This window comes from Alkalibacter rhizosphaerae, from assembly GCF_017352215.1.
Classification (GTDB): domain Bacteria; phylum Bacillota; class Clostridia; order Eubacteriales; family Alkalibacteraceae; genus Alkalibacter; species Alkalibacter rhizosphaerae.
The window spans coordinates 2,033,126-2,056,781 of sequence record NZ_CP071444.1 but is presented as its reverse complement, the minus strand read 5'-3'; the positions used below and the strand labels follow the sequence as shown (position 1 = coordinate 2,056,781).

Annotated in this window: 21 protein-coding genes and 2 riboswitches; of the genes, 1 reads left to right on the top strand and 20 read right to left on the bottom strand. The window is 44.2% G+C overall.

The genetic code is table 11. The features are described 5' to 3' along the window. Window positions 1-24: 24 nt before the first annotated feature. The 14 genes from glmS to J0B03_RS10140 form a co-directional block, all read right to left on the bottom strand. A complete protein-coding gene (glmS, locus tag J0B03_RS10205; RefSeq protein ID WP_207299503.1) occupies window positions 25-1,854 on the bottom strand; it encodes a glutamine--fructose-6-phosphate transaminase (isomerizing) in 1,830 nt (609 codons plus the stop codon). Between the two features lie 368 nt (window positions 1,855-2,222). After that, window positions 2,223-3,566, bottom strand: coding sequence for a phosphoglucosamine mutase (gene glmM / locus J0B03_RS10200; protein WP_207299502.1), 1,344 nt, complete (start codon window positions 3,564-3,566; stop codon window positions 2,223-2,225). Between the two features lie 18 nt (window positions 3,567-3,584). Continuing rightward, a complete protein-coding gene (gene ispD / locus J0B03_RS10195; RefSeq protein ID WP_207299501.1) occupies window positions 3,585-4,283 on the bottom strand; it encodes a 2-C-methyl-D-erythritol 4-phosphate cytidylyltransferase in 699 nt (232 codons plus the stop codon). A gap of 107 nt (window positions 4,284-4,390) precedes the next feature. After that, complete coding sequence (locus tag J0B03_RS10190; RefSeq protein WP_207299500.1) at window positions 4,391-5,494, bottom strand: PIN/TRAM domain-containing protein; 1,104 nt, start codon at window positions 5,492-5,494, stop codon at window positions 4,391-4,393. Between the two features lie 117 nt (window positions 5,495-5,611). Continuing rightward, window positions 5,612-6,091: a CarD family transcriptional regulator gene (locus J0B03_RS10185; protein ID WP_207299499.1), complete on the bottom strand. Its 480-nt coding sequence runs from the start codon at window positions 6,089-6,091 to the stop codon at window positions 5,612-5,614. 107 nt (window positions 6,092-6,198) lie between these two features. Continuing rightward, complete coding sequence (gene radA / locus J0B03_RS10180; protein WP_207299498.1) at window positions 6,199-7,587, bottom strand: DNA repair protein RadA; 1,389 nt, start codon at window positions 7,585-7,587, stop codon at window positions 6,199-6,201. Continuing rightward, window positions 7,577-8,098 carry a VanZ family protein gene (locus tag J0B03_RS10175; protein ID WP_207299497.1) on the bottom strand — a complete coding sequence of 174 codons (522 nt, stop codon included), beginning with the start codon at window positions 8,096-8,098 and terminating at the stop codon, window positions 7,577-7,579. The genes radA and J0B03_RS10175 overlap by 11 nt, the downstream gene beginning before the upstream one ends. A gap of 16 nt (window positions 8,099-8,114) precedes the next feature. Beyond that, window positions 8,115-9,569, bottom strand: coding sequence for an aminoacyl-histidine dipeptidase (locus J0B03_RS10170; RefSeq protein WP_207299496.1), 1,455 nt, complete (start codon window positions 9,567-9,569; stop codon window positions 8,115-8,117). Between the two features lie 101 nt (window positions 9,570-9,670). Next, complete coding sequence (argS, locus tag J0B03_RS10165) at window positions 9,671-11,347, bottom strand: arginine--tRNA ligase (RefSeq protein WP_207299495.1); 1,677 nt, start codon at window positions 11,345-11,347, stop codon at window positions 9,671-9,673. A gap of 11 nt (window positions 11,348-11,358) precedes the next feature. Continuing rightward, entirely contained in the window at window positions 11,359-11,787 is a 429-nt protein-coding gene (locus J0B03_RS10160; protein WP_207299494.1) for a YwiB family protein, read from the bottom strand. Window positions 11,788-11,901: 114 nt separating this feature from the next. Then, window positions 11,902-12,942 (bottom strand): D-alanine--D-alanine ligase family protein, encoded by a 1,041-nt coding sequence (locus tag J0B03_RS10155; protein WP_207299493.1) that lies wholly within the window; start codon window positions 12,940-12,942, stop codon window positions 11,902-11,904. Between the two features lie 36 nt (window positions 12,943-12,978). Continuing rightward, a complete protein-coding gene (locus J0B03_RS10150; RefSeq protein ID WP_207299492.1) occupies window positions 12,979-13,749 on the bottom strand; it encodes a patatin-like phospholipase family protein in 771 nt (256 codons plus the stop codon). 23 nt (window positions 13,750-13,772) lie between these two features. After that, entirely contained in the window at window positions 13,773-15,221 is a 1,449-nt protein-coding gene (gene cls / locus J0B03_RS10145; RefSeq protein ID WP_309485101.1) for a cardiolipin synthase, read from the bottom strand. Window positions 15,222-15,348: 127 nt separating this feature from the next. Continuing rightward, the gene (locus tag J0B03_RS10140; protein ID WP_207299491.1) at window positions 15,349-16,278 is read right to left on the bottom strand and encodes a transglutaminase-like domain-containing protein; all 930 of its coding nucleotides are present in this window, start codon (window positions 16,276-16,278) and stop codon (window positions 15,349-15,351) included. A 14-nt stretch (window positions 16,279-16,292) separates the two neighbouring features. After that, a riboswitch (cyclic di-GMP riboswitch) is annotated at window positions 16,293-16,376 on the bottom strand. A 43-nt stretch (window positions 16,377-16,419) separates the two neighbouring features. Beyond that, a riboswitch (cyclic di-GMP riboswitch) is annotated at window positions 16,420-16,503 on the bottom strand. Window positions 16,504-16,663: 160 nt separating this feature from the next. Between J0B03_RS10140 and J0B03_RS10135 the strand changes: the two genes are divergently transcribed. Then, entirely contained in the window at window positions 16,664-17,848 is a 1,185-nt protein-coding gene (locus J0B03_RS10135) for an NAD(P)/FAD-dependent oxidoreductase (RefSeq protein ID WP_207299490.1), read from the top strand. 207 nt (window positions 17,849-18,055) lie between these two features. Here the strand turns inward: J0B03_RS10135 and J0B03_RS10130 are convergent, their stop codons facing one another. From J0B03_RS10130 to J0B03_RS12370, 6 genes are all read right to left on the bottom strand, one after another. After that, a complete protein-coding gene (locus J0B03_RS10130) occupies window positions 18,056-18,682 on the bottom strand; it encodes a cobalamin B12-binding domain-containing protein (RefSeq protein ID WP_207299489.1) in 627 nt (208 codons plus the stop codon). A gap of 17 nt (window positions 18,683-18,699) precedes the next feature. Further along, window positions 18,700-20,073, bottom strand: coding sequence for a uroporphyrinogen decarboxylase family protein (locus J0B03_RS10125; RefSeq protein ID WP_207299488.1), 1,374 nt, complete (start codon window positions 20,071-20,073; stop codon window positions 18,700-18,702). Window positions 20,074-20,107: 34 nt separating this feature from the next. After that, a complete protein-coding gene (locus J0B03_RS10120) occupies window positions 20,108-21,385 on the bottom strand; it encodes an MFS transporter (protein ID WP_207299487.1) in 1,278 nt (425 codons plus the stop codon). Window positions 21,386-21,648: 263 nt separating this feature from the next. Further along, a complete protein-coding gene (locus J0B03_RS10115; RefSeq protein ID WP_207299486.1) occupies window positions 21,649-23,145 on the bottom strand; it encodes a sodium:solute symporter family protein in 1,497 nt (498 codons plus the stop codon). Window positions 23,146-23,166: 21 nt separating this feature from the next. Next, window positions 23,167-23,406: a hypothetical protein gene (locus J0B03_RS10110; RefSeq protein ID WP_207299485.1), complete on the bottom strand. Its 240-nt coding sequence runs from the start codon at window positions 23,404-23,406 to the stop codon at window positions 23,167-23,169. Between the two features lie 16 nt (window positions 23,407-23,422). Beyond that, window positions 23,423-23,548: a hypothetical protein gene (locus J0B03_RS12370; RefSeq protein ID WP_256436421.1), complete on the bottom strand. Its 126-nt coding sequence runs from the start codon at window positions 23,546-23,548 to the stop codon at window positions 23,423-23,425. Window positions 23,549-23,656 lie beyond the last annotated feature (108 nt).

The window sequence follows — 23,656 nt, the reverse complement described above, 5'->3', positions numbered from 1 at the left end:
TCACCGTCCCTGTGCATCTGCTTCTTATTCCACCGTGACCGACTTGGCCAGGTTTCTTGGTTTGTCCACATCACACCCTCTGGCAACGGACAGATAATATGCCAGAATTTGAAGATAAACAACGGTGGCAATGGAGGCCACATCATCCTCTGTGTCCTTGATGTAAAATACCTCGTCTGCTTCTCGTTCAATGGACTTGTTTTTTTCCTGGGCGATGGCCATGATGTAGGCTCCCCGCGCCTTTACTTCCTTGATATTGCTCAACATTTTTTCAAAGAGCTCTTCCTGGGTACACAGTGCTATGATGACCGTGTCGTCCACCACAAGGGCAATGGTGCCGTGTTTAAGCTCCCCGGCAGGGTATGCCTCCGAATGGATGTAGGAGATCTCCTTCATCTTCAGGGACCCTTCCATGGCCACATAGTTGTCCAATCCCCTTCCAAGGAAAAACATGTCTTCCACTTTGAAATGCTTGTAGGCGAATTCCTTGATCCGTTCTTCCTGCTTGATGACGTATTCGATCTCCTCCGGTGCCTTCAGCAACGCCAGGCGGATCCGGTCTGCATATTCCTTGGTAATGGTTTCTTTCAGCAGACCCAGATGGATGGCGATCATGTACATGCAAGCCAATTGGGTCGTGTAGGCCTTGGTAGATGCAACCGCGATCTCCGGACCCGCCCAGGTGTACATGACGTCATCCGCTTCTCGAGATACGGTACTCCCAATGACATTGGTGATGGCCATGACTCTGCCGCCTCGTTCCCTGACCAGACGCATGGCGGCCAGTGTATCCGCCGTCTCGCCGGATTGACTCAAAACAATGAGCAGAGTTTTTTCATCTACGATGGGGTTTCGATATCGGAATTCCGATGCGATCTCCGCCTCAACCGGGATCCTGGCGTACTTTTCAATGGCAAATTTGCCGATCAAGCCGGCATGGTAGGCCGTACCGCAAGCGACAATATATACTTTATTGATCTTTTCCATCTCATCTTTGCCCAATTTGATCTGATCCAGAACGATGTCGTCGTTTTCGCTGGAAATTCTGGAAGTCATGGTGTCCCGCAAAGCCTTGGGTTGCTCGTGGATCTCCTTATGCATGAAATAATCGTAGCCGCCCTTTTCCGCATCGGCTGCGTCCCAATCCACCTTAAAGACCTGTTTTCCACACTCTTCTCCATATTTGTCCAGTACTTTTACGCCGTCCTTGGTCAATACCGCCACTTCATTGTCATCCAGCAGATATACCCTTCTCGTATGGTTCAGAATGGCGGGAATGTCCGATGCAATAAAGTTTTCTCGTTCCCCCAAACCGACGACAAGAGGACTATCCTTTCGCACGGCAATGATCTTGTCCGGTTCCTTGCTGCTGATGACACCCAAAGCATAAGAACCTTTCAACATTTTCACTGCGGCTTGGACTGCGGAAAGAAGATCCGTATCATACAGATCATCGATCAAGTGGGCGATGACCTCCGTATCCGTTTCAGAATGAAAGATATACCCTTTTTCGATCAACCCTTCTTTCAGATCCATATAGTTTTCGATGATCCCGTTGTGAACGATGCTGATGGAACAATCCCCGTTGCAATGTGGATGTGAATTGATATCAGAAGGTGCACCGTGGGTCGCCCAACGGGTATGTCCGATTCCCAGGACCCCTTTGGCCTCATTTTTCGTTACTTCCTCCTCCAACATGGCCAGGCGGCCTTTTTTCTTTCGAATATGGATCTTCTCCATGTCATATATGGCGACCCCTGCAGAGTCATACCCTCGGTATTCCAGTTTTTTGAGACCTTCCACCAGGATGGGTGCTGCTTGTTTTTCTCCTATATATCCTACGATACCACACATAATAAACCTCCAAATTTAGTTTTTGCACAACATAAAAGAAACCCGTATGTCTGGGTCTTGTCGTGTGTTTTTCTTGTTTCGTCAATAAATTTCGAATAGAACCATTCATGGATTTGTGCCCACGGTCACCCGTTGGGTTTTGTCCTGAAGAATATGTTAAGTTGGATTTTAACACTTTTGGGGCATCCGCCGAACATTCGATACTCCCCAAACCTCGTCCACTCCTGTCGGAGTTCTGGCGCTTGCTGGTGCTTCGTTGTTCCACATCCTTTCATTACATCCATTATAAAGATAAATCTACAAATTAACAAGGAGTATTTGCCAAAGATTGCCATGGTAACGTTCCACAAAAAAAAGCGCCGAAGCGCTTATTTCAGTTTAGTGGCGATCATCTCTGCCAGGCGGTTGGCCATATCATGGATCTCTTCCAGGTTCTCCCCTTCCAACATGACCCGAACCAAAGGTTCTGTCCCGGAAGGTCGTATCAAAACCCGGCCCTTTTTATGAAGCATGTTCTCCATCCGTTTGATTTCCTCCTGGATGGCGGCATCTTTTTCATAATCCATTTTCTTTTGTCCGTTGACTTTGGCATTGACCAGTACTTGAGGCATGATCTTCATGGTGGAAGCCAATGTCCCCAGCGTTTTGCCTTCTTCCTTGACGATGGCGGCCAATTGAAGACCGCTGAGAACGCCGTCTCCCGTCGTATTGTAATCCAGCAAAATCAAATGGCCCGATTGTTCTCCACCTAAATTGTAGCCATTTTTCAACATTTCTTCCAGGACGTATCGATCTCCGACCTGGGTCTTCACGGAATGGCACTGGTTTTCTTCCAGGGCGATGTCCAGGCCCATGTTGCTCATGACCGTTACGACCACCGTATTGTTTTTTAAAAGATTATGCTTTTTCATGTTGCAGGCGAAAATCGTCAGCAGTTTGTCTCCATCCACCAGATTGCCGTTTTCGTCTACGGCCAGCATTCGATCTGCATCCCCATCGAAAGCCAGGCCAAAGTGGGCTTTTTGTTCCAGTACTTCCGCTTTCAATCGTTCCATGTGGGTGGAACCGCAATTTAAATTGATGTTGATGCCATCCGGGTCGTTTCCGATGACCGTCACTTTTGCTCCGGCTTTTTCAAAGACTTCCGGTCCGATGCGATAAGCGGCGCCATTGGCACAATCCAAAACGATCTCTAAACCAGTCAAGTCTGCATGCAGGGTCTTCAACAGGAATTGCTCGTACATCTCGTTGGCATCCGGCAATTCGGTGATGAATCCAACTTGATCCCCTGTCATTTCCGGATAAACGAACTTGGATCGGATCAGCATTTCGATTTGATCTTCTATCTCATCCTTCAATTTGAATCCTTGCCCATCAAAAAATTTGATACCGTTGAATTCTGCAGGATTGTGGGAGGCGCTTATCATAACTCCTGCATCTGCACGCAATAAACGGTTCAACACGGCAATTGCCGGAGTGGGTATGACGCCAGCCCGTATCACTTCTCCACCGATGGACAAGATCCCAGCGATCAACGCCGATTCCAGTAGGTCTCCTGAAATCCGGGTGTCTTTCCCGATGACAAATTTGGGTTTGTGGTTATTTTGTGCCAAAACAAAGGCTCCGGCTCTACCAAGGGCGAAGGCCAACTCCGGCGTCAGTTCCTTGTTTGCGATGCCGCGAACGCCGTCGGTTCCAAACAATCTACTCATGATTTCCTCCATTTGCTGTTACAACAACCGTTGAAAAATGGATTCTGCAAGAATCAAATCTTCCGGTGTTGTAATTTTTATATTTTCATAATGCCCTTTAACGACTTTGACGGGATGTCCCAGACGTTCCACCAGCATGGCGTCGTCCGTGCCAAGAAATCCGGCTTCTTTTGCGCTTTTATGGGCTTCTTCCAACAATTCCCTGCGAAATGTTTGTGGTGTTTGAACCGACCACAAGCAAGACCGTTTTGGCGTGTCGATCACTTCCAAATCATCGCCCACCATTTTGATGGTCTCCTTGACGGGAACAGCCACAATGGTAGCCCCATGGGTTATGGTTTCCTCCACACACTGGGTTAGGGTCTTGGTGTGGATCAGTGGCCTGGCACCATCATGAGTGACTACGATCTCCGCCTGTTTGGACACTTCTCTCAACCCGTTGTACATGGATTCTTGTCTGGTTTGTCCACCAAACACCAATGCTTTTATTTTTTTGAATCCGTTGGTCGCCAACACTTCTTCCCGACACAAAGCTGCATCCTGCGCACTGATGACCAGGATCACTTCATCGATGCTGCCGCATTTTTCGAATGCCTTTAATGTGTGCACCAAAATAGGTTTTCCGTTCAAATACAGGTATTGTTTGTTTCTTCCCGCATTCATTCGGCTTCCGTTCCCGGCTGCTACAATTATGGCACTAACAAAAGGTTTTCCCATGATCGGCCCCTTTTCTTGTTTCCTCTTCAGAAAAAATATTATATAACAAATCTTGGGAAAAAGCAAAAAAACAGGACCCCTCTCGAAAGAACAGGTCCTGGTCCAAGTTACGCAGTCTTGCTTCCGTTTTTCTTGGGTTTGGCGAAGATCATCCGTCCAGCAGCTGTTTGCAATACGCTGGTGACCACCACCTCAATGGTACTGCCCACATAACGTTTCCCGTTTTCCACCACGATCATGGTTCCGTCGTCCAAGTAGGCAACACCCTGATTGGATTCTTTCCCATCCTTGATCACTGTTACCACCATTTCCTCACCCGGTATGACAACCGGTTTGACGGCATTGGACAGCTCATTGATGTTCAGTACGCCTACGCCATGGAATTCGGCCACTTTGTTAAGGTTGTAGTCATTGGTCACGACTTTTCCCTTGATATCTTTGGCCAGTTGCAACAATTTGGAATCCACTTCGCTTATTTCCGGATACTCCTTGTCGGAAATCATCACTTCAATATCCAGTTCCTTCTGGATTCGATTCAAAATATCCAAACCCCGTCGGCCTTTGGTCCTTTTCAAAGAATCGGAGGAATCTGCAATATACTGCAGTTCCGACAGGACAAACCCGGGAATGATCAAGACTCCTTCAACAAAGCCGGTTTTGCATATGTCAAAAATCCTTCCATCAATGATCACACTGGTATCCAAGATTTTTGGACAGGTCATTTTCGGCTTTTGCGGTTTCACTTCCTTTGGACTTCTTTTAAACAGTCCCAGGATCACATCCGTATTCTTTCCGGCCAGGGTGATCCCCAAATACCCGAATAAAATGTAGATCAATGTCACGATCAGCTCTGTCACACCCGGCAGCAATCGAAAATTGCTGATGGGCAAAGACAACAACGCCGCTATGATCAGTCCGATGATCAGACCAATTGTGGAAATGATCAATTCTGGTATGGAGAATTCTGCCAACGTATATTCGATTTTTTTCGAGATTTTCAGCCCGAACCCTATAATGGAAGGAGACAGCATATAAAACAACAAACCAAGTATAAGACCACCAACGACATATATGACGATGCTTTTTGCTCCTTCTCCCAGACTGCCTAGAAAATTGCTTATAAACTCCATGCGAAGCAATCCAGCCGCCACTTGATATCCGATTACCGCTCCCAATAAAGCCAGGACCCATCGAATCACTTTTACGACCATACTTTCACCTCCTTTCAATAATATTATACATACCATATATTATATCAAAGTTCATTAAGATTAGCTTTATAATTTACACTAAACTTAGTCGCGATATAAAAAAAAGAATAGATTTCTCTATTCTTTAAAGCAATCCTTGATCAAAGCTTCCGCTTCTTCATTATCCATATCCCGAACCAGCACTATTTCACTGATGAGGATCTGCTTCGCGTTGTTGAGCATCTTCTTCTCTCCTGTGGAAAGTCCTTTTTCCTTGTCCATGATGTACAGGTCCTTTACCACTTCCGCTATATCCATAATGTCGCCAGTTTTCAGCTTTTCAAGATTCTCCCTGTATCTCCGATTCCAATTGCTTTCCATGTCGTTTTGACACTCCTGCAAAATGTCCAACGCCTTTTCCAACTCCTCGTTGCTGACGATGGGTCGGATCCCCAGATCCGAACAATTGTTCACGGGCACCATGATCTTCATGCTCCCCACTGGTAATTTCAATACGAAATAGGGTAGCGTCTCACCTAAGATTTCCTTCTCCTCAATGCCTTCAATGATCCCCGCTCCATGCATCGGATATACGATTTTGTCGCCTATTTTGAACATAAACATCCTCCTAGCCGGTACAACTCTATTATAGTACAGCACAAGAAATATGTCAAAACAAAATAGTTTAACACAGAGTACCTACCATGTCAAAGAAAAAAGCAAATTTAGACAATTTTTCCAAAGCATTTTTGGATGACTTCCTGAATGTTCTTGCATTGGTCAACAACAACATGGGTGAATTCCTGTTTGATCCGAACATCGTTTTTTGCGACGAACACTTTTTTGAAGCCCATTCGATCCAATTCTCGAATGCGCTGCTCCAAAGAAGGTACCTTTTTCAACTCTCCGGTCAATCCCACATCTGCCACAAAACAAACATCCGACGGGATCCCTTTGTTTTTCAACGACGAGACAACGCTCATCAGCACACACAGGTTGACGGACTGCTCTTTCATTTTCAAACCACCTGTGCTTTTCAAGACCACGTTTTTATCATAAAATGTCATGCCCGCCTTTTGTTCCAAAACAGACAAAAGAGTATTGAGTTGATCTCTGGGTATGCATTCGCAGATCCTGGTGGGGTAGGGCATGAATGATTGGGAAACCAAACTTTCGATCTCTACGATTATGGACCTGGAACCATCCCGGATCACCGTCAGGCCGCTCCCTCCCACCAAATCATGTTGATCCCGTTTGGTCATAAAAAACTCTGACGGATTGGTTATGGAGACCAAGCCTTTTTCCTCCATGGAGAAGTAACCCCGCTCCCAGGTACTGCCGAAACGATTTTTGGTAACGCTTAAGCTGCGCAGTTCCTCCGTGTCTTCCCCTTCGATCAAGAGAACCACATCCACCAAGTGCTCCAGGGCCCGAAGACCCGCCATCTCGTCCTTCTTTGTCATTTGACCAACCATCATGACACTGCGGGGGCGTTGGGGGTCTTTAGCCAATTGCAGCATGGCATTGGCACATTCCATGGTTTGGGTGGGAGAACCCGCCCTGGCATCGGACTGTCCCGGCAAAACAAAAGTCTGGATACTGTCCAGGATCACCAGGTCCGGATCTTCCACCTCCACGTTGTACAGCACATGTTCCAGATTATTGTCGCTGTACACCAGCAATCCATCGTCCACTTGATGAAAAAGGCGATCCGCCCGACTCTTGATTTGGCTTTCGCTCTCCTCTCCGGATGCATACAACACTTTGTATTTTTGCCTGGCCAATTCTCCTGCCACCTGGAGCAGCAGCGTGGATTTTCCGGCACCCGGTTTTGCCGTCACGATGGAAATGGAATCTCTTACGATCCCTCCTCCCATGACCCGGTCAAATTCGGAAATGCCAGTCACGATCCGTTGGGCCGTATTTTGGGGGACCTGAGACAAGGGCCTTGCCTTCCTTGCAGTAGATGCAGCAGCTTTGTTCCGGACCTCTTGTTCCTTGGTGCGCCTCTGCTCTTCCAAGGTGTTCCATTCTCCGCAATTGGAACAGTATCCCTGCCACTTATAGGACTCTGCCTGACAATGGGTGCAGACGTATACGGTTTTATTCTTCAAAGCCTTCACTTCCCTTTTTCCATTTGTCGTACAAAATGTAGAGCCCAAATCCAAACATGCCTCCAACCACGTTGAGGATCACGTCGTCCACATCAGCGATCCGACTGCTCAAACCGATAAATTGCGCCAACTCGATTCCCGCCGACACAAAAAAACTGGTCAAAAGCGTTCGCATTCCTTTCTGCCGGCGAAAAAATCTCCCAAAAAAGAAACCCAGCGGCATAAACAACAGAATATTTCCTCCCAGGTTGATAAAGGATACGGTGAAGATGTTGCGAAAGAACACCCCAAGATCTTCAGGGAAATATTCCCACGCCCATAGGTTGATCAACCCATGGTTTTTCATGTGGGTCCAATAATTGCCCAAGCTTTGAAAAAGCACCAGGTTGTACTCTTTCTCGGCAACGACGTTTCCTGAAAACGGACGCAGCGTCAAGAGCACCAATACCAGCAGATAGGCGCTTACCCACCATTTCATGTTGTTTTTCTTTTTCTTTCTTTTTTTCTTCAAGTTTCAGCGATCCTTCTTAAATTTTTTGAAGCAGGTCCATCAAAAATTCCCAAAGTTTTTTTGTCGATGAAATGGACAAGCGCTCCCTTGGAGAATGAACATCATAAATATTCGGCCCTATGGAGATCATGTCCAAGCCTGGCATCTTGTCTCCGAAAATTCCACATTCCACTCCTGCATGAATAGCCACCGTCTTCGGTTTTTCACCAAATCGATTTTCATATACGGAGATGGCCAGTTCTCGAAGGGGAGATTCCTTGGCATAGCTCCAACCGGGATAATCTCCAGTCTGCTCCATGGATGCTCCAAATCGTTTCCCCAAGGTCATATTCATGGCAACCAATTCTTCCTTCTTGGAGATGGATGAACTTCGAGCCGCAACGGAAAACTGCACTTCTCCATTTTGAAAAGTCACTACACCCAAGTTTTGGGAGCTGACCGGCATGCCTTCCAAATCCTCGCTCATGCTTACAACACCATTGGGAATGGTGAGCAGCAGCCCGATGATTCCGTCGGTGGATTCCTGGTCCAGTATGTCAAATTTCTCTTCCAACAGCCACTCCAGACCAAAATCGATTTGAGGATCACAAATGGCATACTCATTGGACATATAGCGGTCGAAGGCTTTTATGGTCAACTCCAGGTTTTCCATTTCCGCCTTATCCACCAATAAAACGGCCTGTGCTTCTCTGGGGATGGCATTGTCCTTGGATCCACCTTCCACCGATACGATGGCCATGTCCATTTCTTCATGGATCGAATATAGAAGACGACCAAGCAAGTGATTGGCATTTGCCCGGCCTTTGTTGATGTCCATGCCGGAATGACCTCCCAGCAATCCTTTCACGGAGACTCTGCAAAAGCGTCCTTCCCTTTTTTTTCGATCCGGTCGGACCGGCAAGTGATAATTCAGTCGAACTCCGCCTGCGCAACTGGTTAAAATTTCGTCGTCGTCTTCCGAATCCAGGTTGATCAAAATTTGGCCTTTCAAATCAGATGCGTCAAAGCCCAAGGCTCCAGTCAAGCCTCTCTCCTCATCTACGGTAAAAACTCCTTCAATGCAGGGAAGCTCCAAGGTCTCATCATCCAACACAGCCATGATCATGGCAACGGCGATGCCATTGTCCGCACCCAAGGTGGTTCCCCTGGCTTTGATATAATCATCTTCCACGTAAAGATCCAGGGGTTGCTTTATAAAGTCAAACACCGTATCGTTGTTTTTCTCCCAAACCATATCCATATGACCTTGCAGAATAACGGCAGGGCGATCTTTCTTGCTCTCATGGGCTTCTTTTCGGATCCAGACGTTGTTCAGCCGATCCTGATGACATTCCAATCCCCGTTCTTTCGCAAAATTCACAAGATAGTTGCTGATTTTCAGTTCATGTCCGCTTCCTCTTGGTATCTGGGATATATCGTAAAAAAAAGCCATTACCTTTCCAGGCTCCAATCCTTCAAATAGTTCTCGCATCGTCATCCACCTCCATAATTTTATACTTTCATTATACATGAATTCCATCCTGGTGACAGAAAAAAGAGAACCTCGCGGTTCTCCATATTTTTCACTTTGCTTTACATCCGTTCCGGAGCTTCGATCCCCAAAATCGTTGTAACGTTCTTCAATACTCGTTGTACACTGCGAACCAGTTCTACTCTTGCTTTCATTAAAGGCATGTCATCGGTCCGTACCCGACAGGCATTGTAAAATGTATGGAAACCGGAGGCGACATCCATGGCGTACCTGGTGATCTTGCTGGGGTCCATCTTTTCAACGGCTGCGTCGATCTCCACCGGCAACTCCGCTAGGATGCGGATCAATTCCCGCTCTTCCTTTTCCTTGAGAAGGGTATAGTCCAATTCCACCTTGCTTAGATCTTCTTCCATTTGACGCAGGATGCTGCAGATTCTTGCATGAGCATATTGAACATAAAAAACCGGGTTTTCGTTGGATTGTTCCACCGCCAGGTCCAAGTCGAAATCAAAATGGCTCTCCGGTGCCCGCAGATTAAAGAAGAACCGTGCGGCATCCCGACCCACTTCTTCGATCAAGTCGGAAAGGGTGACCATATTACCCTGCCGCTTGGACATGCGGGCCGTTTCCCCTTTGCGAACCAATCGGACCAATTGCATCAGGATCACATCCAGCTGGTCGCCGGAAAGTCCGATGGCGTCCAAGGCGGCTTTCACTCTGGCAACGTGTCCGTGATGGTCCGCACCCCACACATTGATGGCCCAATCAAACTTTCGAGCACGCAACTTGTTCACATGGTATGCGATGTCCGCTGCAAAATAGGTGGGGATGTCGTTGTTGCGGATCAGGACATCGTCCTTGTCGCATCCGAATTCCGTGGCTTTGAACCATGTGGCGCCGTCTTTTTCATAGGTATGACCTCGCTGGGTCAATTCTTCCACTACAGCCAAAACAGCATTCTCCTCATGGAGTGAGCTTTCGTGAAACCATACATCGTATTCAATGCCGTAGCTTTTCAAGTCTTGCTTGATCTTGTTGATGTTTTTCTCCAGGGCGTAAGCAATAAGGACCTCTCTTCGCTCCCTGCTGTCGTAATCCACATACTTGTCCTTGTGTTTTTTTGTGAACTCGTTCATGTGGATGGTGATGTCTTCCCCTTTGTATCCATCTTCCGGAAATTCGACTTCCACTCCATTGATTTGAAGATATCTGGCTTCCAAAGATTGTCCGAATTTTTCGATTTGGTTGCCGGCGTCGTTGATGTAAAACTCTTTTACCACTTCATATCCGGCCCAGGATAAAACCTGGCTCATGCCGTCCCCGATGGCACCGCCCCGGGCATTTCCCATATGCATGGGGCCTGTGGGATTGGCACTGATAAATTCCACATTTGCTTTTTTGCCGGCACCAAGTTTCGTTTTTCCGTAGCCCGCTCCCAGGTGTTTCACATCTTGCAAAATACCATAGATCCAGTCTTCTTCCAGGGTAAAATTGATAAACCCCGGACCTGCAATGGTGACGGAAGCAACTTTCGTATTGCTTTTGTCAAACTGTCCGACGATGGTCTCGGCAATAAAACGAGGTGCTTTTTTTGTGATCTTCGGCAGCTGCATGGCAATATTGGTAGAAAAATCTCCAAACTGCTTTTCTCTTGGTGTTTCCAGTTCGATAACCGGTAGTTCCGGCAGATCCAACAGGCCTTGCTCCATGCATCGTTTCAGGCTCTGTTGAATTTCGTCTATGATTTGTACTTGTACCTTTTCCAACGTATATGTCATTTATGATCCTCCTACTGCTTCACATGTATGTTCAGTTCATTTGTGGTCTCCATCAGTCCCTGGATCTCCACATTGTAATCTACCCGGATGTCTACCGGTTGGTCGTCTTTGTCGTAATCCACTGCCAGATTTCTGGTATAGATGCTCATGACCATATCTCCATAAGGAGTGGTGTAGGTGTTGAATTTCTTTTTTCCCGTTTCAAATGTCATGTGTGAGTTGGTGGATCCCAACCGCATGATGGACATTTTCTGACGGTCGATTTCCAACGTAGTGGTGGTGCCTTCCAAACCGGAAACCTCCGTCTCATCGTAAATAATGTAATCGCTGTTGGACTTTCGGTATAATTCCCCCTGCGTCACCAACTCGATAACGTCCTCCATCCCTTCCCGGTGCTTGGTTCGACCGGTGATGGACAACCAAATTTTTTTCTTTTCCATAGTGATTCCTTTCCGACCGATCGTTTTTTATGCTTCGATCCAGCCTTCCAACTTCTGTGTAGATACGATTATATTCGTCTTCCACCCATACTGCAAGCCCTAAAAACAACCTTTTTACCAGGATCGGTCCAGTGCCAGTTCGATCAATTCCACGATAAGATCGTGGTAGTTGGTTCCCGTTTTTTCCCAAAGTTTTGGATACATGCTGATATTGGTAAATCCGGGCAACGTATTGATCTCATTGATAAATACTTCTCCGGTAGATCTCTCCACAAAAAAGTCGACCCTTGAGAGTCCTCGACCATCTATGGCACGAAAGGCATCAATGGCATATTTACGGATCTGGGTGGTGGTCTCCTCCGGCAGCTGTGCAGGTATGATCAAGGTGGATTTGTCTCCGTCTTCATACTTTGACTGATAGTCATAAAATTCCTTGGAGGGTATGATCTCTCCCAATACAGATGCCTTGGGCTCTTCGTTTCCTAGAACGGCACATTCGATTTCCCGGCAGTCGATGTTGGCTTCCACCAGGATCTTCCGATCGTAGGTCAGCGCGTCCTTTATTCCGTCGATCAGCTCCTGGCGGTTGTGGGCTTTGGTGATCCCGACGCTGCTTCCCATGTTGGCAGGCTTTACAAAACAGGGATAGCCAATATCTCTTTGCACGGATTCTATGAATCCGTTGGGATCTTTTTCCCATTGGTTGTGGTCCGTATCCATAAAAGGACCTTGGGGGATCCCAGCATCGCGGAAAATTCGTTTACAAATCACTTTGTCCATACCCACTGCACTTGCCAGCACATCACACCCGACAAATGGTTTGTTCAGCAATCGCAACAGACCCTGAACGGCGCCGTCTTCCCCGTTTGGTCCGTGAAGGACCGGGAAAAAGACCTGGATGTCATTTATTACGGGATGTTGAAACAGATTGACATCACTGGTCAAATTGTCTTTGTCTTCGAGCCAGGTGCCATCTTTGATACGATCTTTCGATCCAGAATAGATATACCATTTCCCGGTTTTATCGATCCCCAACCCTACCACTTCGTAGCGATCCAAGTCCATGGCCGCCATCACATTGGAAGCGGACAACAACGATATTTCATGTTCTTTGGAATTTCCTCCAAAAATAATACCCACTTTAATTTTTGACACAGTATTTCCTCCAAATCCTTATGCGATTTACTCTTATTATAACACAGCCAAAGCCTTCATCCCATCCAGGTAGCCCAACCGAATGTTGTCGAGGATCCGTTGGTTGTCAAAATCCAGAGTGCGTCCCAAATCCTCGCTTGGCACCAACTGGATCACTTGGACGTCTTTAGGTACCTCCAAATCATCTGGGGGTTGCCGTAATTTGACGACGATGATGTTTTTCCAACCAGCTTCCACCAGCATGTTCACCGGCAAATTATTATAAAACCCTCCATCCATGTAGCACTTCCCGCCGATGGTCCGATCTTTAAAAACAGGCAAATAACAACTGGCCAGCAAAAGATTTGCCAACTGGCCTTTTGGAATATCCTTTTTAAACAATTCCAACCCTTGCTCCTTGTCCATGTCGATGGCTACCAATCCGAAATCTACAAACGTTTTTCGTATTCGATCTTCATCCACATGCTTTTGGATCAAATCGACGAATGGAGATGGATCCAATCCATCCGTGTGCAGGTTGTTCACCATTTCATCATGAAGATCCCCATAGTGCTGGGCCTGGAATTCATAGTTCATCAATTTTTCCACGATTCCATCCGGATCGAGATAGATCTTTTCCGGTGTAATGGATCGCCACAGATCCATGGCAATCTCAAAATCACCTTGCACCATCATGGCTGCATTCAAGGCACCTACACTGGTCCCAACTACAGCATCGTAGGCGATCCCCAATTCTCGGACAGCCTTCCAGATGCCCATTTGGTATGCACCTTTCGCACCGCCGCCTTCCAAGACAATACCCCACATAACGACTCCTCCTCGGGAACATTTTACAAGATCGGTGAAAACAACCTGGAAATGGACTCCTTTATTTTCATGGTAACAGGTCTGCTTTTGTATCTGTTTTCATTGATCCGAATGGATTTTTTCATATCCTCGATAAAGATCTCCTTCAATTTATAACAGACATTCTGATCGTAAATAAAAGCATTCACTTCAAAATTCAGGCTGAAGCTGCGGATATCAAAATTACAGGTACCGACAGATGCCACCTGATCGTCCACCACAATGGTTTTGGCATGCAGAAATCCATTGTCGTAAACATAGATCTTGGCGCCATATCCCAGCAATTCGCCAACATAGGAAAAAGTTGCCCAGTAGACAAATAGGTGATCCGGTTTGTTGGGGATCATGATGCGGACATCCACTCCAGATTTGGCGGCAATGCGCAAGGCTTCCAGAATGGACTGATCCGGAACAAAATAAGGAGTTTGGATGAAAATATAAGACTTTGCTGCATGGATCATCTTCAGATATCCTTGTTTGATCTGCTCATTGGGATCATCCGGCCCCGATGAGACGATCTGAAGTCCCACTTCGCCGTTTTTCTCTATATCCGGCATGAAGTGACTGTTTAAAACCAACTCTTCCCCATGAGAAGCCCGCCAGTCCATGAAAAAGCGGACCTGCAATTCGTAAACGGCGGAACCTTCCAAGCGCAAATGGGTATCTCTCCAGTACCCCATTTTTAGATCCAGGCCCAGATACTCGTCACCAACATTGAATCCGCCGATATATCCAATTTTTCCGTCAATGACCGTAACTTTTCGATGATTTCGATAATTGGCTTTCAAGTTGATGTATTTGATCCTGGACGGGAAAAACCGCGCCACTTTTACGCCGGAATCTTTCAGATCTTGAAAGTCGATGCGCTTTAAAAATATAGCACCCATATCGTCGAAAAGCAGACGCACCTCCACTCCCTGGAGAGCCTTTGCTTTCAGTGCCTCCATGATCCGATCGGCCAGAGAACTGCTTTTGAATATGAAATATTGCATATGTATGTGATCTTTTGCTTCTGCGATATCCTTCAACAATGTGGAGAACTTTTCTTCCCCATCCGTAAATATTTCGACTCGGTTGTCATCGGTATAAATGGCGTCACTCAGATTTTGATGGAATTGGATCATATCACCGTAATTGTCCCAGGTGATGTCGTTCATTTCCTTGTCCTGTTCCGTCAAATCTCGCTTTTGCTGTTGTATGATGGTATTGGTCAATGCCCGTTCCGTTGAACTGATCTTGAAGATCTTCCTTCTCGTCAGATTCTGTGAAAAAAACAGATAAAAAACAAACCCGACTGCCGGGATCATCCATAACAGCAACAACCAGGCATATGTGGATTGAGGATTTTTCCTTTCCAGAAAAATGATGATGAAAGTCAGTATGATGTTGATGACAAGAACTAAACTCAATCCATAGGATGTTGCAATCAGCACGATAACCCCTCCAAGCGTTGACTCGATCTTAATTATTATAGCATATTTTATCAATTTAAAATCAACGCAAACGCAAAGAAATCCGCTACTGCGGATTTCTGATCGGGTGGATCATTATATTCATTTTTTAATAAACCGACACGGGATGATAGTCTTCCAAATTCTTGACGACGTCAACAGTTTTTCCGTTTTCCAGTTGTTGGGAATCAAAGGATGTGTCCACAAGGATCCATTGTCCGTCCAGTAAAACTTCATTCCATGCATGATACACTTCTGGTTGAAACTCTCCATATCCCTTGACCAGTTTTGTGGGAATTCCGATGCTGCGCAGCATGGAAGCCGTCAGGGATGCATAGTCGTAACAGATCCCGCTTTTTGTGGTCATGGTTTCTATGTTGTTGGGAACGTATGTATGATCCAAACCTTGGATCTTCTTCTCATCATAACGGAGGTTTTCCACTACATATCGATAAACTGCCATAAATTTTTCGGAGTCCGTTTTCAATCCCTCTGTCAATTCCAATGCTATCCTGCTGCCGTTATCGGACCGCTCCCATTGGATCGGTTGAACGGAGTGGAGATATGGTAGATTTTCATCCTCCAGGCCGACCTTGGTGTTCCATCGCTGCAAAACTCGATAGCTGTTTCCAGTGGTATTTTCCAATACGGCGATCTCATAGGTACCGTTTCCAAACACCAAAGGGAAGGCTTCGTACTCGCCTTTTTCCAAATAGTTGTAGTATACTTGTTGTTCTCCCATTTTAATGGAGATCTTTATTTTGTTTTCGCCATTGTAATCGAACTTGACGGCAACAACGCCCTGGTTGACACGACTTTCGTCCAAATCCAGCCCACCGCTTCTTTCCTCGCTTGCAGAAATCTTGTCGGTTTCCGCTTCCATATCGAATCGATCGTAGATGCCTGCACTGCTTCCCAAAGGAACCAGCTCGTCATTGATCAAATTGCTTTTATCCATCGTAAACAGGTCACTGGCAAATACACCTGCTCCAAAGCCGAAAATCATGATCACAGCAAATATCGCTATCATTTTTTTCATGAAAAAACCCTCCTTTCGGCAACCGGCTGCCTTTCCCTTTCGGGGGTAGGCCCTTGGCTTTGCGTCCCAATCTTTCGATTGGTTTGCTATTGTCGCTGAAGAGTGTTGCACCCTATTGCGAAACAATAAAAAAACTTCTCTTTCGGTAACCGGCTGTCATCCCGTTTCCGGGGAAGACCCTTGGCTTTGCGTCCCAACCTTTCGATTGGTTTGCCTTTATCGCTGAAAAGCGAATGCCTTGTTTATGTACATAGAATTACACGCACATTGTATCACAGGATCCTGTCAATTGCAAGAAAACTTCATAAAGTATTTCCAGTCTGTTTCATGGAACCCAAATTCGGATATAAATAGCAAGATAGGTAAACAACAAGGAGGGTTTGTTATGAAAATTTTAATTATAGGTAACGGGATCGCAGGATTGACTGCTGCAGAAGAAATTCGGAAATTGGACCAGCTGGAATCCATCGTCATGATCTCCGAGGAAAAAATCCATACGTACTATAGAACCAAACTGTCCCACTTTTTGGCCAAGGACTTCACCAACGAAGAGGTATTGGTCCACCCGCCTGAGTGGTATGAAGAAAAGAACATTCAAGTACTTTTAAATAAGAAAGTCTTGCACATCAATGCAGATCTTCACACCGTAGAATTGGACGACGGTTCAACATTGGAATACGACAAGCTTCTGCTGGCCAATGGATCCAGCAGTTTCGTCCCCCCAGTAAAGGGATCTGAACAAGGCAACGTATTCTCCTTGCGCAGCCTTGAAGATGCCAAAGTCATTCAACAAGCAGCCAAAGAAAGTAAAAAAGCTGTGGTCGTCGGCGGCGGGTTATTGGGACTGGAAAGTGCCAATGCTTTACTGAAACTGGGTCTGGATGTCACTGTGGTAGAATTTGCCCCCAGACTGCTGCCTCGACAAATGGACGAAGAAGCATCTTTGGTCGTCAAAGAGATCGTGGAAAACCAAGGGATCCAGTTGCTGTTGGATGCACAAATAGCCGAGATCAAGGGAGATCCGGTCAAATCCTGTGTATTGAAAAACGGAGATGTCATCGATACAGACATGGTGCTGTTTTCCGCAGGAGTCCGCTCCAACATCCAACTGGCGAAAGATGCGGGGATCGAGACGGATCGAGCCGTCATCGTCAACGAGTATTTGGAAACCAGCATGAAAAACATTTATGCTGCAGGAGATGTGGCGGAATTCAAAGGAATGTCCTTCAATATTTGGCCCATTTCCATGGAACAGGGAAAAATCGCCGGGCAGAACATGTTGGGAGAAAAGCAAACCTATGAAGCCATCACCCCATCCAACATGTTGCAAATATTGAACGTAAAGGCATTTTCACTGGGAGATCTGGAAAATTCCACGGAAACTCGCACGCTGAAGGAAAAAGACCGGTTCATCAAACTTTTCTTCCAGGACGGTGTGTTATCGGGAGCCATTTTGATCCACGACATTTCTTCCGCTGTCACATTGAAAAAGGCCATGGGTACAGACTGTACGGATCTGTTGAAAAGCACCCAAACCGTACCGGAATTGCTGGACGGCCTGAAGTCCTGATGTAATTAAAAAACGGGGATTGAAGATCAACAGATTTTAGCCTAATGGTTCAGTAAAAACATAAAATTATCAGCAGACACAAACAGTACCCTATCAACGAGGGTACTGTTTGTTTTGGCAGTTTTCCGACAATACTTTTCTTTCGGTAAACAATTAATAATTTTTTATACATTTTTTTGCAAATTCTTGCCACTAATTTCACAAAAATTAATGACCGTAAATCTTGTTGCAATACTCAATTCCCTTCATAGCTTGTGTTGCAAATTCATCGGCACCTGTGTGGTCTTTGACTTGCTCAGACGTGATTGTACCCCCGATTATTACTTTCACCTTATCTCTTAATCCCGCTTCTTTTAAAGCGTCAACAACATTCTTCATAACTGGATATGTAGTATTGAGCAAAGCGCTCAACCCTAGAATCTTAGCATCAGATTCTCTCACGGCATCTACAAATTTTTGAACGGAAACATCTATTCCCAAGTCGATTACTTCAAATCCATGGCTGCGTAGCAAACTTACAACTATGTTTTTACCTACATCGTGGATATCTCCCTCAACGGTTCCAATTATCACTTTACCTTTGGAAACACCATCTCCACTGGCAGTAAGCAATGGTTTGATTTTTTCCATTACCACTTCCATGATCTCAACAGAAAACATTAATTCTGTTAGAAAATATTCGCCACTTGCAAACAAATTCCCAACTTCGACTAATCCTTTATTGCAATCTTCTACAATATCAACTGGTGATACACCTTTTTCAATTTCTTCATCAACAATCTTATATACTAAATTTTCTTCTAATTCTCTTATAGCATCTACTAATTTTGACATGCTAGTCCTCCTTATTCTTATTTAAAGTAAACCCACGAAAACGCCATTCGCTCGTATTTATCCCATGTTTCTTTTATCATCTCTTCATTGCCAACGATGTCCCAATTGTGTTCATCTCTGAATTCTTCCCATGGTGTTATAACAGGAAGTTCAAATGGGATTTCTAGTTTCAAATCTTGATCATATGCTGGTTGTGCCTTTGGTGTTTGTTGACCTTCATATACTCCAAACTCATTGATTGCATCGATCATTGCTTGCAAGTTTTCTGGTTTCGCATCATTAGGTATATGTCCTCCACCGAGTGGTCCCCAACCACCATCTTTACCAACAGTTTCACAAAGCAATTTTACCCTTTCTCGCATTTGCTCGGTAGTTCCAAAGATAAACAAGTCTGTTGGAATTCCGCCAGTAATGAAATTTTTATGTCCGAATGCTTCCTTGGCTTTAAAAATATCTGCCTCGTTGTCCACATCGAAAATTACAGAACCTTTCGGGAAATCTGCCAAGTGATGCCAATGCGGCGACCAATCGCCTTCCAAAAAAACTCTGAACTTATAGCCAGCATTGATGAACATCATCATACCTTCATAGAAAGTTGGCCAATAAAATTCATCGAATTGTTTCGGAGACATAAAACACGGTTTGTGCGTTGCAATAAAAATCGGCAGCTGTTTCGTCGGGTCCACCATTGTTGCACAGTTAGCCACATTGATTTCCATAATTTTTTGACATGCTTCTTTCACTTCTTCTTTGTTTCTAAACATGTCTCGCATAATCCCGTGCAAACCGCGGTAATTATCGGATAGGATATCAAAAGGTGCAGTTAAAGCTCCTCTTGTGGTTGGTATTACACCATACTCTTCTTTCAGTTTTACTGCATTTTCTCGCAATATACCGCCAAAGATACCCTGTAAAAATCCCATTTTCAAGAAAGCAACATGTGATCGAATGGCACCTTTACCATCGTACTCTCCAAAAATTCTTGGGAAATATTTATTGAACCTCCAGCCTACAGGATCATCAATAAACTCGCGATACTCGTCCACCTTCAGATGCTCTGCTTCTACGAATTGCTGAAGTGATTTGGGAGGAATTTCTCTACCAGGTACCTTGTAAAGCCGGTTATCGATTGCATCCCACATGGGGGCATATGCAATATTAGATCGAAAAGTATCGACTTCTGGAAAATCTCTCGCAAATTTTGCATCGCACTCATACCAGTGCTTTTGACTGTAAACGATCTCTTGAATGGTTGAACCAGAATACTCTTCTGCAAAATAGGTCGTGTTAAAAACAATTGGTACCCGATCGGTTGGCTGCATTCTGATCGCAGCCATGTACCTGTCTAATCTTCTGTTGTAAAGTTCTTCTACTTCTTTTGATTTAAACATCTTCTATCCTCCATTTTCTTGATATATTGTTATACTAAGCTGTTTTCTTTATCTCTTTAGGTCTCGAAACGTAAGTATCATCTATAAACAATCCTAACACACCAACTGCCAAGAATGAGCCAGCCAAAATCATTATAACTGCAAAATAGTTTTGTGTAGCTGCCAAAACCGCTCCGGTTATAATAGGGTAGATGATGGATCCCAATTGACAAACCGCGTTGTACCAACCCATAACTTTACCTGCGTTTGGACCTTTAGCTCTCTCTGTCTGCATTGCATTGCTGGCAGTTCCTTGGAAACCTCTTGCAATCGTCATTAGTATAGTAACAGCAGTCAGAGCTGTCACCGATGTAGAAGCTCGATACATATACATAAAGATAAATGTAACTACAGAAGCGATTATAACAATCCATTTTCTAGTCTTTAAGATATCCGATACAGTACCTGAAAGTATATTGGTTACAAGAGATACCAATGAAGCACTACCAAAAATCATCCCTGCTACCGCTGGAGTCATTTCTTTTCCAATAATCAAGTAAGCTAAAATCCATGTCTGAAGACCTTGTCCAGCACCAACTAGAATTGTATGCATTACTGTGTTTATCATAAAGTCTTTGGTTGTGAAAACTTTAATGGCATTTTTTACTTCTGCTGCTTTTTCTTCTGTACTTTTCTCGACTCCTCTTGAGCCTCTTGATAATCCTTTTTCTTTCATGAAAATTAATACTATTACGCCTACGATTATAGTCAATATCCCTGCATAAACAAATGCAGTTTTATATCCTCTCGTTGCAACCATGGGTGTAAATACGATGGACGCAAATGCCATACCAACGGCTGGTCCTGACATCATGAAACCGACCACAGTTGCTCTTACTCGATCCGGAAACCATCCGTAGTTCATTTTTGAGATTCCTGCGAACAATGGGCCCGCTGCAACTCCTGCTAAAACACGTAGTGCAAAAATCGCCCAGTATCCAGAAACTAATGGAATAAGCACTGTAAACAAGCCAGTACCTAAAGCTGTTGCCGCCAACGTAATTCTTGGACCCAATTTATCAACAAAAAATCCGGAGAAAAAGTTTGACACCACGTAACCAATGTAGAATGCTGAGGCGATACCGCCGGCTTGGACTAAAGTTATTCCCAGCGCTTCTAATGCACTTTCCGAAGCTATCGTTGAAGACCACACATTTCTTGAGACAAAAGATACGCCAAACGTCATCATGCAAAGAAAAGCTATAAGAACGCTATACGCTGTTACTTGAACCACTTCTTCGGTCGTTTTCTTGTTGTTCGTATTTTCCGACATTTAAAATTCCCTCCCTAATTTGTAATTTTTTAATTCTAACTCACGACTAGTTCAAAATGATGAAATTAGTTTTTCCATTTCTGATCGCATTCCTCCTTTTTAAACTTTTTTATATATATGGCCATATATAAAATATTATAATCTCATTACATTTATAATATTACGCTATTCTAGCCTTAAATGTCAAGTATTTAAGGCTAGAATTAGTTTATTTATATTATTTTCGAAAAGTGATCCAGAATCACGGTGACACAATCATTAAATCAATCCTCATAAACATCTGAAAATGCCGAAAAGAACACATCTATAGTTTCTTGCTTTGCTGGTTTTGTTAATAGGGAAACCACTACCATTGTAATTGCAGACAACAAAAACGCTGGCAATCCATAGAAAAATCCTAATGTGGAAGATGCAGGTAGAACACCGAATGCCCAGAGCGCTGCAGAACCTACTCCAACAATCGATGATAAAATAACGCCTAAACTAGTCGTTCTCTTCCAATACATGCACCCAAAATAGGGTGGCAACATGGTAGCCATACCTGCAAATGAAAACGTACCAATCGCTAATATACTTCCGGGTCTGAGTAATACCAATATATATATCAATACGGATATTACCAATATGAAAAACCTACTGATTTTTAAGTCTTCTTTCAATTCAAGTTTTTTGCTTCTTAATACAATTGGTTTGTAAAAATCTTCAGAGAAAATTGAAGACATAACCAAAATCATTCCATCCCAAGTAGACATGATCGCGGATAAAATACCAGCCGCCAGCAATCCGATCATCCATGGGGGTGCAAACCTAGCCGCTAACAATGGGACAATGCTTTCCGTTTCAGCGCCAACCAGACCTTTGATAGCAATAGATCCCCAAGTTCCCAAACAAACTGCAAAAACCCAAAATATAATTGATAAAATTGGATAAACTTTTTGGTTAAGCTGAAGCGTACGTGGATGGGCCGCTGACATATTTCTAATTAATAGATGGCCAAAAACACCATTCGACATCCCGGTTGCCAACATACTATAGAAAGTCCATTGTTTCCAGTTCTGAACACCTTGACCACCTAAGCTGATCATATTCTCAGGAAGTTGTGCTGTTATAGCTGCACCGCCACCTAATGCATAATAAACGATGACTGTTAACACCAGCATTGCAAGGAGCATGATAAAACCTTGAAATATGTTTGTCCAAGCTGTGCCTTTCATCCCACCGGAGTAAGCTGTAAACGTGCAAACGATCAATATGATCAAGGCACCCAACCAATACGGTACAACACCATTCGTTACAGAATTTAAGACATTTCCCGCTCCTATTCCAAGAATTAAAACATACGGTACCATTAAAATAATTTGAGCTGCTGCTACAACATATCGTGATGCATTATTATCATTGAATCGATCTTTAAAGAATTGTACTGGGGTAACATAATCAAATTTCGACGAAAGCATCCATGCCCTGCTACCAAATATCCAAAATCCGATCGGCGCCGTAATGGAAACCCCTAATAAATAACCTAAAGTCGTGTATCCAAGATTATACGAAACTCCAGGACCGCCTAGAATACCAAAAGCTGTAATTTGGGACCCAAATATAGCAAAAGCCAGAGCTAGTATTCCAAGAGATCGACTTGACGTAAAAATGTCACCAATCGTTGTTACCTTTGAAGCACTTGCAGCTCGAATCCCAATAGCTACTGTGCCTATTAGATAAATGAATACGATAATAAGAGTTAAAACTACAGTTGCATCCATGTCTTATCTCCTTTCAAATTTTTATTTTGGAATTGGCCAAGATATTTTTGTTACAATATGCATTGTTATTGGAATAACTATACCTACCATGACAATTCGATACAGTACATTACTTGGCAACCACCCAAAATAAATTTTTGGATCTGTCCAATTCCAAAAATCATTATGGAGAATTACTTGAAAAACCACCAAAAGAACAACTGCAAGTAACACATTACCAGCACTGCTTTTTAAGAATCTTTTGTTAGGTTCACTTGACATTTTTGATCCTCCCATCTTATAATCTACATACCAAAATCCAAATCAGTTTTTTTATTAGTCCCTTTGCTTCCTCTTTAGAAATCCCCTTTCTGACTAAATTTTCTTCTACTATTTGCAGTGCATCCATAAAGCTATGTTCCATAAGTTATTTCACCTCCTTAACTCATTAGGATTATAAACACGGCACTCTAATGATAAGTAAAAACTGTGTTTCGTTTATTGATTAATTAATCAACAAAATCTAAAACTT

Coding starts and splice junctions, on each gene's coding strand:
- glmS (WP_207299503.1), bottom strand. CDS start 1,854: ATGTGTGGTATCGTAGGATATATAGGAGAAAAACAAGCAGCACCCATC.
- glmM (WP_207299502.1), bottom strand. CDS start 3,566: ATGAGTAGATTGTTTGGAACCGACGGCGTTCGCGGCATCGCAAACAAG.
- ispD (WP_207299501.1), bottom strand. CDS start 4,283: ATGGGAAAACCTTTTGTTAGTGCCATAATTGTAGCAGCCGGGAACGGA.
- J0B03_RS10190 (WP_207299500.1), bottom strand. CDS start 5,494: ATGGTCGTAAAAGTGATTCGATGGGTCCTGGCTTTATTGGGAGCGGTA.
- J0B03_RS10185 (WP_207299499.1), bottom strand. CDS start 6,091: ATGTTCAAAATAGGCGACAAAATCGTATATCCGATGCATGGAGCGGGG.
- J0B03_RS10170 (WP_207299496.1), bottom strand. CDS start 9,569: ATGCGAGAACTATTTGAAGGATTGGAGCCTGGAAAGGTAATGGCTTTT.
- argS (WP_207299495.1), bottom strand. CDS start 11,347: ATGACATATACGTTGGAAAAGGTACAAGTACAAATCATAGACGAAATT.
- J0B03_RS10160 (WP_207299494.1), bottom strand. CDS start 11,787: ATGGAAAAGAAAAAAATTTGGTTGTCCATCACCGGTCGAACCAAGCAC.
- J0B03_RS10150 (WP_207299492.1), bottom strand. CDS start 13,749: ATGTGGGGTATTGTCTTGGAAGGCGGCGGTGCGAAAGGTGCATACCAA.
- J0B03_RS10140 (WP_207299491.1), bottom strand. CDS start 16,278: ATGAAAAAAATGATAGCGATATTTGCTGTGATCATGATTTTCGGCTTT.
- J0B03_RS10135 (WP_207299490.1), top strand. CDS start 16,664: ATGAAAATTTTAATTATAGGTAACGGGATCGCAGGATTGACTGCTGCA.
- J0B03_RS10130 (WP_207299489.1), bottom strand. CDS start 18,682: ATGTCAAAATTAGTAGATGCTATAAGAGAATTAGAAGAAAATTTAGTA.
- J0B03_RS10125 (WP_207299488.1), bottom strand. CDS start 20,073: ATGTTTAAATCAAAAGAAGTAGAAGAACTTTACAACAGAAGATTAGAC.
- J0B03_RS10120 (WP_207299487.1), bottom strand. CDS start 21,385: ATGTCGGAAAATACGAACAACAAGAAAACGACCGAAGAAGTGGTTCAA.
- J0B03_RS10115 (WP_207299486.1), bottom strand. CDS start 23,145: ATGGATGCAACTGTAGTTTTAACTCTTATTATCGTATTCATTTATCTA.
- J0B03_RS10110 (WP_207299485.1), bottom strand. CDS start 23,406: ATGTCAAGTGAACCTAACAAAAGATTCTTAAAAAGCAGTGCTGGTAAT.
- J0B03_RS12370 (WP_256436421.1), bottom strand. CDS start 23,548: ATGGAACATAGCTTTATGGATGCACTGCAAATAGTAGAAGAAAATTTA.